This is a genomic window from Bradyrhizobium sp. Y36 (genome assembly GCF_002531575.1).
Taxonomy (GTDB): Bacteria; Pseudomonadota; Alphaproteobacteria; order Rhizobiales; family Xanthobacteraceae; genus Bradyrhizobium.
In genome coordinates this window covers 231,007-244,972 of the sequence record NZ_NWTI01000006.1, presented here as the reverse complement: position 1 = coordinate 244,972, position 13,966 = coordinate 231,007, and the positions used below count along the sequence as shown (strand labels likewise).

Genomic DNA, 13,966 nt, shown 5'->3' with positions numbered 1-13,966 from the left:
CGCTATTTTTCCTCGCCCTTGGTCAGCAGCAACTGCCCGCGCTTCCTGATCGTGGCCTGCGCCATCTCGGCAAAGCGCTGCAACAGCCAGGGCAGCACCACCTCGACCTTCACATGGTCGTCGGCGACGTCGACCTGCCCCGTCGCGATCTGCCCGAGCGCGCGAATGCGAAAGGCCATGCTGTCGCCGGTCCAGCGCTCCTCCTCGACCTGCATGACGGGAATGCTGGCTGCCGCGCGGCCGAGCCCGGTCTTGAGCCGACGCACCGCCTCCTCGCGGCCGAGACGATGTGGAATTGAAACGACAAGCGGTGCTGACATGACCCTGCCCCCGTGACGGTTGAGTCTCACATAATCATGCCGGCCGAAACGGCAAATGTTCCATGCAAGCTGGTGCGGCAAGCGGTGTTTCCATCGTCGGAACTTTAAAACCTGCGGCAAGTTGCCCTCGCACCACGGGACAGGTTGCAACGACCCTTTCAACGAAGGGCTGGAGGAGATTCGCATGTCTATCGGCACGATCATTTTGATCATTCTGGTTATCGCCCTGCTTGGCGGCTTCAGCGGCATCGGCGGCGGCCCGTTCTACGGCACCGGCTATTACGGCGGCGGCGGCCTCGGGCTCGTCATCGTCATCCTGCTGATCCTGCTATTGCTGGGTCGGATCTAGGCGAGACCGCGTCGGGTGGGTTAGCCGCAAGGCGTAACCCACCCTTTACGTTTCCGCACAAGCCAACGTGGTGGGTTACGCCTTGCGGCTAACCCGCCCTACTTTGTTTTCCCCGCGAGCTTCTTCGCCGCCGCCTTAATCGACGTCGCGGCATCCTCGTAACCCTCCCACGCCTTCGAACGCGGCAACAGGCCCGGCACGCTGCGCACCGTGTAGCGCTTCGGATCGAGATCGCTCTTCACCTGCGCCCAGGTCACCGGCATCGAGACCGTCGCACCCGCGCGGGCTCGCGGCGACAGCGGCGCAACCGCCGTCGCCATCCGGTCGTTGCGGAGATAGTCGAGAAAGATCTTTCCGCTGCGCAGCTTCTTGGACATGTTGAGCAGATAGCGCTCTGGATCGTCGTCGGCCATCCACTGGCAGACGCCCTGTGCGAAGGCCTTGGCTTCCTTCCAGCTCGCCTTGTCGCGGGCGCCATGAAGCAACGGCACCACCACGTGCAGGCCCTTGCCGCCCGTGGTCTTGCAGAAGCTCTCCATGCCAATGTCGGTCAGCCGTTGCCGCATTTCCCTGGCGGCATCCACGACATCGGCGAACGCGACGTCCGGCGCGGGATCGAGATCGAACACCAGCCGGCCTGGCGTGTCATAGGCGTTTGGCGCGCAATTCCAGGGATGCAGCTCGAGGCCGCCGATCTGCGCGACCGCAGCGAGCCCTTCGACGCGGTCGATCTGCAAGTAAGGCTTACGATCACCCGAGACCTTTGCCAGCTCGAGCAGGCTCGAGGTGCCCTGCATGGCATGACGCTGGAAGAAGGTTTCGCCACCGATTCCGTCGGGCGCACGCACGATCGAGCACGGGCGCCCCTTCAGATGTTCGATCATCCAGGTCCCGACCGCCTCGAAATAGCGGGCGAGATCGAGCTTCGTCACGCCCTCCCCGTCACCGCCGTCAGGCCACAGCTCCTTGTCGGGCTTGGAGATGACGACCCCCATCACCTCGGCCGTGCCGGCGTCCTTCGACCGCTTGGCCGTTTTCGCGGCGCGCTTGCGCGCCTTGGGTTCTGCAAGTTCGGTATCGACCGGCGTCTCCGCCTCCACCTCCTCGGCGGGCTTGTCCTGCCGCAGGCCCTTGAACGCGGCCTGGCGGATATTGCCGTCGGCGGTGAAGCCGGCGAACTCGATCTCGGCGACGAGCTCCGGCTTCAACCAGTGCACGTCGCGCGTCTTCCTCGGGGCATTCTTGCCGCCGAAGGGGCTTTCCTTGGCCACCATGGCCTTCAAGGACGGCATGATGCGCTTGACCTTGTCGGCGCCAAAGCCCGTGCCGACCATACCGACGAAGGCGAGATGATCACCGCGCTGCACGCCGGCCATCAGCGAACGGAACTTTCCGTTCGTCGTCTTGTAGCCGCCGATCACGACTTCATGGCCGGCGCGGCACTTTGCCTTGGTCCAGCTCTCGGTGCGGCCGGAGCGATAAGGCGCGTCCAGCTTCTTCGACACCACGCCTTCGAGCTCGAGCTTGCAGGCTGATTGCAGCACCGCATCGCCGCCGCTCTCGAAATGCTCGACATAGCGGATCTGGCTGCCTTTGCGCTTGCGGGCCTCCAGCAGTTCCTTCAGCTGCGCCTTGCGTTCGCCGAGCGGCAGGCGGCGATAATCTTGCCCCTCGGCGAATAGCAGGTCGAAGGCAAAGAAGATCAGCTCGTCGGTCTTGCCGTCCGACAACGCAGCCTGAAGCGAGGAAAAATTCGGCGCGCCGTTGTGGTCGAGCGCGACGATCTCGCCGTCGATCATCAAGTCCGGCAGCGTCCCCGCTTCCTCTGCGATCGCCGCGAACTTACCGGTCCAGTCCAGCCCCTTGCGCGTCTTCAGCGTCGCCTCGCCGTCCTCGACCCGAAGCTGCACGCGATAGCCGTCGAACTTGATCTCGTGGCACCAGCCCTCAGCGGCCGGCGGCCGCTCCACGATCGTGCAGAGCTGCGGCGCCACGAAGTCCGGCATCTCCGCGATCGTCCTGGCGTTCGTCGCCGTCGTCGCTTTCTTCTTCGCCGCCTTGCTCCTGATCGTCTTGCCGTTCTTTGCCGCCGTACGCGGGGCCGGCTTGATCGTGTGCCCTTTAGGCTCCTCGGCCCGGTTGGATTGCCAGACCGCGTCGGCCTTGCCCTTGGTGCCCTTCGCCAGCATGAACGGCCTCGGCGCCCGGCCCTTGCCCTCGGCGATCTGCTCCATCGCGCGGCCGGATGCGACCGACTTGTCTTCATCGAGAATGTCGTTGTCCTTGCCTTCGCGGACGTATTCGTCGCGATGCTTGATCAGGAGCCAATTGGTGCGCTTGCCGCCGCTGCGGTCGTTGCGCATGCGTACCAAAACCCAGCTTCCGTGCAGCTTGTCGCCATGCAGGGTGAACTTCAAATCGCCTTTCTTGAAGCCGCGCTCGGCGTCGTCCGATTCCCAGGTGCCGCGGTCCCACAGCATCACCGTGCCGCCGCCATATTGCCCTTCCGGAATCGTTCCTTCGAAATCGCCATAGTCGAGCGGGTGGTCTTCCACCTCGACCGCGAGGCGCTTGTCGTGCGGATCGAGCGAGGGTCCCTTCGTCACGGCCCAGGATTTGAACACGCCGTCGAACTCGAGCCTGAGATCGTAATGCAGCCGGGTCGCATCGTGCTTCTGGATCACGAAGCGCCGCTGCTTCGAGGGCGCCACCGCCGTCTTGCCCGACGGCTCGGGCGTCTTCTCGAAGTCGCGTTTCTGTCGGTAAGTGGAGAGTTTTTGCAGCACGACCGGTCCCGCTTTTCTTTCAGCATTCAGCCTATCACGGCCAAAGTCCCACCCGGAACCAAAACCCTGCGGGAGGGTTGGGGTTCCAAAACGCCTTGAAAACGCTGGAGAATGGAATGGCCCCGCGCGCCTATTGGAAGGGAACGTTGAAGCTGTCGCTGGTCAGCTGCCCGGTCGTGCTTTACCCGGCGACGACCACGGCCGAGAAGACGCGCTTTCACCTGATCAACCGCGAGACCGGGAACCGGCTCAAGCAACAGATGATCGATTCCGAGACCGGCGACGTCGTCGAGAGCGATCAAAAGGGGCGCGGCTATGAGCTGCGCAAGGGCAAATATGTCGAGATCGAACCGGAGGAGCTCGAGGCGGTCCAGATCGAGAGCAACCACACCATCGACATCGAGAGCTTCGTGCCGAGCGAGGAGATCGATCAGCGCTACCTCAACCATCCCTATTACATCGCGCCCGACGGCAAGGCCGCGATCGACGCCTTCGCAGTGATCCGCGACGCCATGAAGGACCAGGAGCGCGTGGCACTCGCCAAGATCGTGCTCACCAACCGCGAGCATGTCATGGCGATCGAGCCGCTCGGCAAGGGTCTGCTCGGCACGACGCTGCGCTTCCCCTACGAGCTGCGCGACGAGGACCAGTTCTTCGACGAGATCAAGAGCCCGAAGATCACCAAGGACATGGTCGAGCTCGCGAGCCACATCCTGCAGACCAAGGCCGCGCATTTCGATCCCGGCAAGTTCAAGGACGACTATGAGACCGCGCTGAAGGCGCTGGTGAAACGCAAGGCCAGCGGCAAGAAGATCGAGCTGCCCGAACCCGAGGAGCGGCCGAGCAACGTCGTCAGCCTGATGGACGCGCTGAAGCAGAGCCTGAAGGGCCGTGGCGGGAAGAAGACGGCGAAGTCGCACGCGCGCCGTGCCACCGGGCGACGGCCGGCCGCGAAGAAGGCGCACCGGTCGACGGCGCGGCACAGGAAGGCGGGCTAGCAACCCCACCGTCATTCCGGGGCGCCTCGAAGAGGCGAACCCGGAATCTCGAGGTTCCGGGCTCGATGCTTCGCATCGCCCCGGAACGACAGCTAGATCAATCCCCCGCCTTCAGCCGGTACCCGATCCCGGTCTCGGTCAGCACATATTGTGGCCGCTCGGGATCGGCTTCGATCTTCTGCCGGAGCTGGCGGACATAGACGCGCAGGTATTGCGCATCGGTCAGTTCGTCCCAGAGCTCCTTCAGCAGGAAGCGGTGGGTGAGCACCTTGCCGGCGTGCTGCACCAGCACGCGCAGAAGGTCATATTCCTTCGGCGACAGCTTCACCTCGCGCTCGCCGATCTTGACGATGCGGCGGACCAGATCGACCGAGAGATCGCCGGTCCTGAACACCGGGCGCTCGCCCTGGACCTGGAGCTGGTGCCGCAGCGCGGCGCGCAGGCGCGCCAGGAGCTCCTCCATGCCGAACGGCTTTGTCAGATAATCGTCGGCGCCGAGATCGAGCGCCTGGACCTTGCCGGCTTCGTCGCCGCGGCTCGACAGCACCACGATCGGCACGCTTTCGTTGCGCGCGCGGATGGTGCGCAGCAGCTCGTGTCCCTGGACGTCGGGCAGGCCGAGATCGAGAATGATCAGCGCCGGCGCTTCGCCAAGCTTCTCCAGCGCGATCTTGCCATTCGACGCCTCCAGGATTTCATAGCCTTGCGTCGTCAGCCCCATCCGCAGCAATTTGCGGATCGGCGGCTCGTCGTCGATGACCAGGACCTTGATCGGGGCAGCGCTCATGCGGCGGTATCCAATGCGCGGCTCTCGGCCGGAAAGGGAAGACGGATGGTGAGAACAGCGCCGCTCCGGTCGCTGCGATTGGCGGCCGAGATCGTGCCGCGCATCGCCTCGACGAAGCCGCGGGAGATGGCAAGGCCAAGGCCCGTGCCGGGGCGGACGTGATCGCCCTTCTGTGCGCGGTAGAACTTGTCGAACACGCTCTCAAGCTCGTCGGGCGGGATGCCGGCCCCCTCGTCCGCGATCTCCAGCACGACATGATTGCCGTCGCGCCGGCTGCGGATCGAGACCGTCGTGTCGGGCGGCGAATATTTGGCGGCGTTGTCGAGCAGGTTGAACAGCACCTGCTCGAACAGCACGGCGTCCAGCTCGAGCATCGGCAGATCGGCGGCCAGCGTCAGCTCGACCTTGTGGCTGCCAAGGATCTTGGCCGCCCTCCGCAGGGCGCTGCCCACGATCTCGCCGAGATCGTGCAGCGCCGTGTTGGGCACGATGGCGCCGGATTCGAGCTTGGTCATGTCGAGCAGGTTTGCGATGAAGCGGTTGAGCCGCTCGGACTCGTCGATCACGGTCGCGAGCAGGTCGCGCTTCTCGGTGTCGGACAAGGCACCGGCGAGATCGCGCATGGTCGAGGCCGCTCCCAGCACCGAGGCGAGCGGCGTTTTCAGGTCGTGCGAGATCGAAGTCAGGAGCGCGGAGCGCAAGCGCTCGGATTCGACGGTCCGCTTGACGCGGTCCATGTCCTCGACCAGCAGCACGCGCTCGATCGCCAGCGCGCCCTGGTCGACCAGCGCATCCAGCAGCCGGCGCTGATCCGGCGTCAGCAGCGGCCCGGAGCGGTCGTCGTCGATGCCGATCACGCCGATCGGGCCGCGCCCGGTGCGCATCGGCAGGAACAGCCGCTTCGCCCCGGGCAATGTATCCGAGCCGCGGCCTGCGGAACGATCGTTGCTCCAGGCCCAGTTGGCCGCAGCGAGGTCGGCCTGGTCGAGATCATCTTCCGGCGGATAGCCGGATTTCACCGTCAACCGGCCTTCGTCGGGCAGCAGCAGCACGACGCGGACCTTCAGCATCAACGCGATCTGGTAGGCCGTCGCCCACAGCACGTCGTCGAGCGTCGCGGTGCCCGCGAGCTTGCGGCTGAAAGCGTAGAGCTGCTCTGTCATCCTGATCCGGCCGATGGCGGTATCGGCCTGGATGCGTACGCGCGCCGCGACGTTGGAGACCAGCATGGCCACCACCATGAACAGGAAGAACGCGGCGACATTGGTCGGGTCGGTGATCGTGAAGGTGTAGATCGGCGGGATGAAGAAGAAATTGTAGCAGAGTGAGGCCGCCACCGTCGCCAGCAAGGACGGCCACAGGCCATAGCGCAAGGCGACTGCCACGACCGAGGTCAGCAGCACGAGATCGACGTTCTCGATGCCGAAATAGGGCTGGATCAACTTGGCGGCGCCAAGACCGATCAGCACGATTCCGAGTGCCCTGAGATAGGGCAGCGGATTGAACGGCTCGGATCGCGCAGCGGTCTGCACCGCCGACTTGGACGCATCCGCGCCCGGCAGCTCGTCGCCGGGAATGACGTGAACGCTGATATTGCCCGTGCGGCGGACCAGATCATGAACGACCGAACCGTGCGTCAATTCGAACCAGCGCGAGCGCGTCGATTTGCCGATCACGATCTGGGTGACGTTGTTGCCTTGCGCGAAATTGACGAGGTCGTCGGCGATGCGGCGGCCGACCGCGGGAATGGTCAGCGCCTCGCCGCCGAGCGATTCCGCGAGCCGCAGCGTATCGGCCAGCCGGTCGCGCTGATCATCGGACAATTGCAGGGTTCGCCGCGTCTCGATCGACACCGCGGTGAACGGCGCATGCAGCCGGTCCGCCAGCCGCTTGGTGTAGCGCACGAGACCCGCCGCGCGCGGATCCTCGCTGACGCAGACGAGAATCCGCTCGCCCGCGGCCCAGGGCCCGCGAATCGCATTGGCCTGCATGTGGTTGAGCAGCTGCTCGTCGACCCGCTCGGCGGTGCGCCGCAAGGCGAGCTCACGCAATGCGGTCAGATTGCCCGGCGAAAAATAGTGCTCCAGCGCCCGCTCGGCCTGCTTAGGCACATAGACCTTGCCCTCCTTCAGGCGCTGAATCAGGTCGTCGGGCGTCAGGTCGATCAGCTCGATCGCATCGGCGCGGTCGAACACGGAATCGGGCACCGTCTCGCGCACCCGGACATGGGTGATCTGGGCGACGACGTCGTTCAGGCTCTCGATGTGCTGGATGTTGACGGCGGTGTAGACGTCGATGCCGTGCGAGAGCAGCTCCTCGACGTCGAGATAACGCTTGGGATGGCGACAAAGGGGCGCGTTGGTGTGGGCGAGTTCATCGACCAGAACGATCCGCGGCCGACGCGCGATCACGGCATCGAGGTCCATCTCCTCGACGATCTGGCCGCGGTAGTCCAGCCGCTTGCGCGGCACCACCTCCAGACCACGCACCAGCGCCTCGGTCTCGGCGCGGCCGTGGGTTTCGACGAAGCCGACCACGACATCGACGCCGGCCTTGCGCCTGGCGTGGGCGCTTTGCAGCATCTCGTAGGTCTTGCCGACGCCGGGGGCGGCGCCGACGAAGATCTTCAGCTTGCCGCTGACGCTGTCTTCCCGGCGCGCAGCTTCCAGCAGCGCCTCGGGAGACGGACGTTGTTCGGGATCGCGGCGCTCTCGGACCATCAGCGCAATATAGTCATCCTGACGCCATGGGCATAGACCGCTACCTCGCCCGCGCGCGATCGAGCGCGAGGTTCAGCGCCAATACGTTAACACGGGGTTCGCCGAGCAAGCCGAACAGACGGCCCTGGACGCTGGCGGACACGAGCTGCTCCACCGCCTCCTCCGGCATATTCCGTGCCTTCGCCACCCGCGGCACCTGGAATTGCGCGGCCTCCGGCGAGATGTCGGGATCGAGGCCGCTGGCCGAACTGGTGACGAGGTCAACCGGCACGGCAGCCTTCGGATTCTCGGCCTTGAGCTTGTCCACATCCTCCTTCAGCCGGTCGGCCAGCGCCTTGCTGGTCGGGCCGAGATTGGAGCCGCCCGAATTGGCGGCGTTGTAGGGCGCCGGCACCGTCTTGGTGGAATCATTCGGGTCCGGCGCAACCGTGGCCGAGGGACGGCCATGGAAATATTTGTCGACCTTGAACTCCTGCCCGATCAGGGCCGAGCCGATCACCTTGCCGTCCCTCTCGATCAGGCTGCCTTGCGCCTGGGCCGGGAAGAGCGCACCGGCGATGGCCGTCATCGCGAGCGGATAGGCAACGCCGGTGATGGCGGTGAGCACCAGCAGAAGGACGATGGCGGGGCGAATTTCTCTGAGCATGTTGGATCTCCCAAGTCTTCGTCGTCACGACGCGGCACCTCGCCGCGCGACGACGGTCAAGCCAGGTGCAAGGCGGTCACGACGAGGTCGATCGCCTTGATGCCGATGAAGGGAATGACGATGCCGCCGAGGCCGTAGATCAAGAGGTTGCGCCGGAGCAGCGCGCCGGCTCCGACCGCGCGGTAGGCGACGCCTTTCAGCGCCAGCGGAATCAGCGCGATGATGATCAGCGCATTGAAGATGATCGCCGACAGGATGGCGCTCTGCGGGCTCGACAGGTTCATGACGTTCAGCACGTTGAGCTGGGGATAGAACGCCAGGAACATCGCCGGGATGATCGCAAAATACTTGGCGACGTCGTTGGCGATCGAGAACGTCGTCAGCGCGCCGCGCGTCATCAGGAGCTGCTTGCCGATCTCGACCACCTCGATCAGCTTGGTCGGGTTGGAGTCGAGGTCGACCATGTTGCCGGCTTCGCGGGCAGCTTGCGTGCCGGTGTTCATGGCAACCCCGACATCGGCCTGCGCCAGCGCCGGCGCGTCGTTGGTGCCGTCGCCGCACATGGCGACCAGTTTGCCCTTGGCCTGCTCGTCGCGGATCAGCTTGAGCTTGTCCTCGGGCGTTGCCTGCGCCAGGAAGTCGTCGACGCCCGCCTCCGCAGCGATCGCAGCCGCCGTCATCGGGTTGTCGCCCGTTATCATGATGGTGCGGATGCCCATGCGACGCAGCTCGGCGAAGCGCTCGCGAATGCCGCCCTTGACGATGTCCTTGAGCTGGACGATTCCGAGCAGCTTGCCATCCTTGGCGACCGCCAGCGGCGTCCCGCCGGACTTCGAGACCTCGTCGGCAATGACCTGGATCTCGCGGCCGAGCTCGGAGAGCGCGGCAGGCTGCATCGCCCGTGCCGTGTTGCCGGAAGCGACCGCCAGCGGCGCGCCGCCGCCGATGTAGTTCAGCATGGCATCGACCGCACCCTTGCGCACCGACGATCCGCCGGCATCGACACCGCTCATGCGGGTCTGCGCCGTGAACGGGATGAAGGTCGCGCCGAGCTCGGCCATGTCACGGCCCCGGATGCCGTATTTCTCCTTCGCCAGCACGACGATGGAGCGGCCTTCCGGCGTCTCGTCGGCGAGCGAGGCAAGCTGGGCGGCGTCCGCAAGCTCCTGCTCCGTCACCCCACGCACCGGGCGGAACGCGGTGGCCTGCCGGTTGCCGAGGGTGATGGTGCCGGTCTTGTCGAGCAAGAGCGTATCGACGTCGCCGGCGGCTTCGACCGCGCGGCCCGACATCGCCAGGACGTTGAAGCGCACCAGACGGTCCATGCCGGCGATGCCGATGGCCGAGAGCAAAGCGCCGATCGTGGTCGGGATCAGCGTCACGAACAACGCGACCAGCACGATCACCGAGATCGAGCCGCCGGCATAGGCCGCGTAGCTCGGGATGGTGACGGTGGCGAACACGAAGATGATGGTGAGGCCGGCGAGCAGGATGTTGAGGGCGATCTCGTTCGGCGTTTTCTGCCGCTCGGCGCCCTCGACCAGCTTGATCATGCGGTCGATGAAGGTCGAGCCTTGCGCTGCCGTGATGCGAACGCGGATCCAGTCGGACAGGACCTGCGTGCCGCCGGTCACCGCGGACCGATCGCCGCCGGACTCCCGGATGACGGGCGCGGACTCGCCGGTGATGGCGGCCTCGTTGACGGAGGCGACGCCCTCGATCACCTCGCCGTCGGACGGGATGGTGTCGCCCGCCTCGACCAACACGATGTCGCCGACCTTCAGGCTGGTGCCCGGCACGAGATTGAACGCCTGCCCGGCACCGGTCAGGAGCTTGGCCTGGCTCTCGGTGCGGGTCTTGCGCAGCGATTCGGCCTGCGCCTTGCCGCGCCCTTCGGCCACGGCCTCGGCGAAATTGGCGAACAGCACCGTGAACCAGAGCCAGACGATGATCTGGAAGGTGAAGCCGAGCCCGGCACCGCCCGTGACGACATCGCGAAGGAAGATCACCGTGGTGAGCGCGGCGACGATCTCGACCACGAACATCACGGGGTTCTTCACCATCAGCCGCGGATCGAGCTTGGTGAGTGACGCCCGGATTGCGGGCAACACGATCCTGGGATCGAGCATCGCCGACATCGGGGCGCGTTTTTGCAGTTTCGTCGTATCCATGGAGGTCACTCCAAACATTCGGAAGTCAGAAGACTTGGCCGGCGCTCATCGCGAGGTGCTCGACGATCGGGCCGAGCGCGAGCGCCGGGAAGAAGGTCAAACCGCCGATGATCAGGATCACGCCGACGACGAGACCGACGAACAGCCCGCCCGTGGTCGGGAACGTGCCCGCCGACGGCGGGATGGATTTCTTGGCGGCCAGAGAGCCCGCAATCGCCATCGCCGGAACGATCATGAAGAAGCGACCCACGAACATCGCCGATGCGAGCGTCAGGTTGTAGAAGAAGGTGTTGCCGGTGAGGCCCGCGAAGGCCGAGCCGTTGTTGCCGGTTGCCGAGGTGAAGGCGTACAGCACCTCGGTGAAGCCGTGCGGCCCGGCGTTCGCCATCGAGGCGACCGCCGGCGGAAACACCACGGCGACCGCAGTCCAGCCGAGATACATCAGCGGCAGCACCAGGATCGCGAGCATCGCCATCTTGACCTCGCGTGCCTCGATCTTCTTGCCGACATATTCCGGGGTGCGACCGACCATGAGCCCGGCGACGAAGATCGCGAGCACGACGAACAGCAGCATGCCGTAGAGGCCGGCACCGACGCCGCCGACGATGATCTCGCCAAGCTGCATGTTGATCAGCGGGATCATACCGCCGAGCGCCGTGAAGCTGTCATGCATGGCGTTGACCGCGCCGCAGGAGGCGGCCGTCGTGATCACGGCGAACAGCGAGGACGCGACGATGCCGAAGCGCACTTCCTTGCCTTCCATGTTGCCGCCGGTCAGACCCAGCGCCTGGAGCGTGGAGGTGCCATTGGCTTCCGCCCAATAGGTGACGGCGACGCCGGCGACGAACAGCACGCCCATGACGGCGAGAATCGCCCAGCCCTGGCGCTGGTTGCCGACCATGCGGCCGAACACGTTGGTCATGGCTGCGCCGAGCACGAAGATCGACAGCATCTGCACGAAGTTCGACAGCGCGGTCGGGTTCTCGAAGGGGTGTGCCGCGTTGGCGTTGAAAAAGCCGCCGCCATTGGTGCCGAGCATCTTGATTGCGACCTGCGAAGCGACCGGGCCGACCGCAATGGTCTGCTTGGCGCCTTCCAGCGTCGTTGCTTCGACATAGTCGCCGAGCGTCTGCGGCATGCCCTGCCAAACCAGGAACAGCGCATAGACGACACAGATCGGCAGCAGAACGTAGAGCGTGCAGCGGGTGACGTCGACCCAGAAATTGCCGACGGTGCGCATGGAGGCGCGCGAGAAGCCGCGGATCAGAGCCACCGCCAGAGCGATGCCGGTTGCGGCCGACAAGAAATTCTGGTGCGTCAGACCGACCATCTGGGTCAGATAGGACAGCGTGCTTTCGCCACCATAGTTCTGCCAGTTGGTGTTGGTGATGAACGACACTGCCGTGTTGAAGGACAGATCTTCCGCAACCGCGCCCTGGCCCGCCGGGTTGAACGGCAGCACGGCCTGAAGCCGCATCACACCGTAGATGATCAGGAAGCCACCGACATGGAACAGCAGCATCGCGACCGTGTAGGTCAGCCAGTGCTGCTCGCGCTTCTCGTCGACGCCGGAAATCCGGTAGATGCCGGCCTCGATCGGTCGCAGCACCGGCGACAGGAACGTCCGCTCGCCTCCGAACACCCGCGTCATGTACCAGCCGAGCGGCTTTGTGACTGCGACGATGATGACGCAGAACAGAATGATCTGGAACCAACCAACCATAGTCATGGAATCAACCCTTCAAGCTTGGCGCTCGGCGCAAAAGCGGCAGGAGCACCGTCACCAGACAGGCGACGAGCACGGCGTACGCCAGCAGCAATTTGAGAAGCAGCAGCACGGGTCAGAACCGCTCGGGCCGCAGCAGCGCGTAGGTGAGATAGACCAGCAGGCCGAACGAGACGGCACCGGCGAGCGCATAATCGAAGATCATGATCCGCTCCGTCACAGCCGTTCGCAGGCGTAGGTGTAGCCGATCGCAAGGGCAAAGAAGCCGCAACCCAGCGCCAGCATCAGAATGTCCATCATGGCGATACTCCTCATTGCGCCATCGGATCCGGCGCAATTTTCTCTCGGTGACCAGGCGGCTCGCGAAGGAAATGAAACGCATTTCCACGGGCGACGGCCGGGACTTTCGACCGTGCTGAAGTGCCAGCGCGGACATAGGTTTTCGAGATGAGGGCTATGGCGAAGATATAGGAATCTCATAAAGGCGGGCGCGTCAGGCCCGTGAGGCGCCCCCGCGGTCGTCCCGGACACGCAAAGCGCAGATCCGAACCGACGGTAGAGATCGGCCTCTGCGCGCCCACACTTATGAAATCCTTATATCGTTCGTCCGATCCCCATCTCGTTTTCAAATGCCTTTGGGGCCCATCCTGACAATGCCGGCCGACTGACCGACACCATTTCCAGGAGGCCTGACATGACCGCCCTTCGCCGACGCCTCGACCCGCCATCTCTCTGCCAGCAGCTTCGCACAGCCCCGGCGATGACACGCCCGTTGATGGTCGACGTCATCGACAAGGCCTGCAGGCGCGTCCCCTCGCTTCCCCAAAGCGGGCGCACCACACGCCTCATGCGCCTGATCGAGGCCGGAGCCTGGACCGACGCAGCGCTGGCGCTGATCGAGCTCGAGCTGCCGATGTGGCAGGTCCGGCGCATCGCCTATGACGAGGGCGAGTGGCATTGTGCGCTGTCGCGCGAGCGCGAGCTGCCGGATTGGCTCGACGCCGCCGTCGAGGCACGCCACGCTGACCTCGCGCTGGCGCTGCTGTCGGCCCTCGTCGAGGTTCGGGCGTCGGTCGCGGAGGTGTCGCGCCCGAGCGTTCCCACCGTTCGCCAGGCGCGGGATTCGCTCTACGAACCGATCGCCTGCGACAATGTCGGCTAGGCTGGCCGACGGATCGATTGCCGTGTCGCAAGCTCCGGATGTACCGCGTACGCTGAACCCTTGGCGCGTGATCGCACGCTTCGCGGTCCGCGTCGCACTGCTGGTCGGCTTTGCCGCGTTCGGCAGTGTCGGCTTCGGCCGGAGCCTTGCCGTCCTGCTCTGGATGTCGATCATCCTGTGCGCCCTCGCCGGCCTCGTCAGGCGCGAACCGCTGTTCGGCACCGCGCTCAATCATTGGGACGAGACCGCTGCCTTCGGCGCGCTGTTCGCGCTGGTCCACATCGCCAACGACGCGTTCTGA

General features: G+C 65.1%; 12 protein-coding genes. 4 read left to right on the top strand and 8 right to left on the bottom strand.

Annotation, left to right across the window (positions count from 1 at the left end; genetic code table 11):
* Window positions 1–2: 2 nt before the first annotated feature.
* Complete coding sequence (locus CO669_RS13680; protein ID WP_097660321.1) at window positions 3–320, bottom strand: polyhydroxyalkanoic acid system family protein; 318 nt, start codon at window positions 318–320, stop codon at window positions 3–5.
* A 184-nt stretch (window positions 321–504) separates the two neighbouring features.
* On the opposite strand from CO669_RS13680, the gene CO669_RS13675 reads away from it, so the two are divergent.
* Window positions 505–669, top strand: coding sequence for a DUF3309 family protein (locus CO669_RS13675; protein WP_007595743.1), 165 nt, complete (start codon window positions 505–507; stop codon window positions 667–669).
* Between the two features lie 98 nt (window positions 670–767).
* On the opposite strand, the gene ligD is transcribed toward CO669_RS13675, so the two are convergent.
* Window positions 768–3,455, bottom strand: a complete 2,688-nt coding sequence (ligD, locus tag CO669_RS13670; RefSeq protein WP_097660320.1) for a DNA ligase D — start codon at window positions 3,453–3,455, stop codon at window positions 768–770.
* A gap of 116 nt (window positions 3,456–3,571) precedes the next feature.
* Between ligD and ku the strand changes: the two genes are divergently transcribed.
* A complete protein-coding gene (gene ku, locus CO669_RS13665) occupies window positions 3,572–4,453 on the top strand; it encodes a non-homologous end joining protein Ku (RefSeq protein WP_097660319.1) in 882 nt (293 codons plus the stop codon).
* Window positions 4,454–4,550: 97 nt separating this feature from the next.
* On the opposite strand, the gene CO669_RS13660 is transcribed toward ku, so the two are convergent.
* The 6 genes from CO669_RS13660 to CO669_RS13635 form a co-directional block, all read right to left on the bottom strand.
* Window positions 4,551–5,240: a response regulator gene (locus tag CO669_RS13660; protein WP_097660318.1), complete on the bottom strand. Its 690-nt coding sequence runs from the start codon at window positions 5,238–5,240 to the stop codon at window positions 4,551–4,553.
* Entirely contained in the window at window positions 5,237–7,960 is a 2,724-nt protein-coding gene (locus CO669_RS13655; RefSeq protein ID WP_097660317.1) for a DUF4118 domain-containing protein, read from the bottom strand. Before CO669_RS13655 ends, CO669_RS13660 begins: the two co-directional genes overlap by 4 nt.
* A gap of 40 nt (window positions 7,961–8,000) precedes the next feature.
* On the bottom strand, window positions 8,001–8,606 hold the full coding sequence (locus CO669_RS13650) for a K(+)-transporting ATPase subunit C (protein ID WP_097660316.1): 606 nt from the start codon (window positions 8,604–8,606) through the stop codon (window positions 8,001–8,003).
* Between the two features lie 56 nt (window positions 8,607–8,662).
* Entirely contained in the window at window positions 8,663–10,777 is a 2,115-nt protein-coding gene (gene kdpB, locus CO669_RS13645; RefSeq protein WP_097660315.1) for a potassium-transporting ATPase subunit KdpB, read from the bottom strand.
* A 25-nt stretch (window positions 10,778–10,802) separates the two neighbouring features.
* Window positions 10,803–12,506: a potassium-transporting ATPase subunit KdpA gene (gene kdpA / locus CO669_RS13640; protein WP_097660314.1), complete on the bottom strand. Its 1,704-nt coding sequence runs from the start codon at window positions 12,504–12,506 to the stop codon at window positions 10,803–10,805.
* A 112-nt stretch (window positions 12,507–12,618) separates the two neighbouring features.
* Window positions 12,619–12,708: a K(+)-transporting ATPase subunit F gene (locus tag CO669_RS13635; protein WP_018641117.1), complete on the bottom strand. Its 90-nt coding sequence runs from the start codon at window positions 12,706–12,708 to the stop codon at window positions 12,619–12,621.
* A 489-nt stretch (window positions 12,709–13,197) separates the two neighbouring features.
* Between CO669_RS13635 and CO669_RS13625 the strand changes: the two genes are divergently transcribed.
* Together CO669_RS13625 and CO669_RS13620 are read left to right on the top strand one after the other, a co-directional pair.
* On the top strand, window positions 13,198–13,665 hold the full coding sequence (locus CO669_RS13625; protein ID WP_097660312.1) for a hypothetical protein: 468 nt from the start codon (window positions 13,198–13,200) through the stop codon (window positions 13,663–13,665).
* 22 nt (window positions 13,666–13,687) lie between these two features.
* A complete protein-coding gene (locus tag CO669_RS13620) occupies window positions 13,688–13,966 on the top strand; it encodes a hypothetical protein (RefSeq protein ID WP_198964001.1) in 279 nt (92 codons plus the stop codon).

Bases quoted from the DNA above. Each gene is read 5' to 3' on its own strand.
- kdpA (WP_097660314.1), bottom strand. From the start codon at position 12,506: ATGACTATGGTTGGTTGGTTCCAGATCATTCTGTTCTGCGTCATCATC.
- CO669_RS13680 (WP_097660321.1), bottom strand. From the start codon at position 320: ATGTCAGCACCGCTTGTCGTTTCAATTCCACATCGTCTCGGCCGCGAG.
- ku (WP_097660319.1), top strand. From the start codon at position 3,572: ATGGCCCCGCGCGCCTATTGGAAGGGAACGTTGAAGCTGTCGCTGGTC.
- CO669_RS13635 (WP_018641117.1), bottom strand. From the start codon at position 12,708: ATGATCTTCGATTATGCGCTCGCCGGTGCCGTCTCGTTCGGCCTGCTG.
- CO669_RS13650 (WP_097660316.1), bottom strand. From the start codon at position 8,606: ATGCTCAGAGAAATTCGCCCCGCCATCGTCCTTCTGCTGGTGCTCACC.
- CO669_RS13625 (WP_097660312.1), top strand. From the start codon at position 13,198: ATGACCGCCCTTCGCCGACGCCTCGACCCGCCATCTCTCTGCCAGCAG.
- CO669_RS13660 (WP_097660318.1), bottom strand. From the start codon at position 5,240: ATGAGCGCTGCCCCGATCAAGGTCCTGGTCATCGACGACGAGCCGCCG.
- kdpB (WP_097660315.1), bottom strand. From the start codon at position 10,777: ATGGATACGACGAAACTGCAAAAACGCGCCCCGATGTCGGCGATGCTC.
- CO669_RS13655 (WP_097660317.1), bottom strand. From the start codon at position 7,960: ATGGTCCGAGAGCGCCGCGATCCCGAACAACGTCCGTCTCCCGAGGCG.
- CO669_RS13675 (WP_007595743.1), top strand. From the start codon at position 505: ATGTCTATCGGCACGATCATTTTGATCATTCTGGTTATCGCCCTGCTT.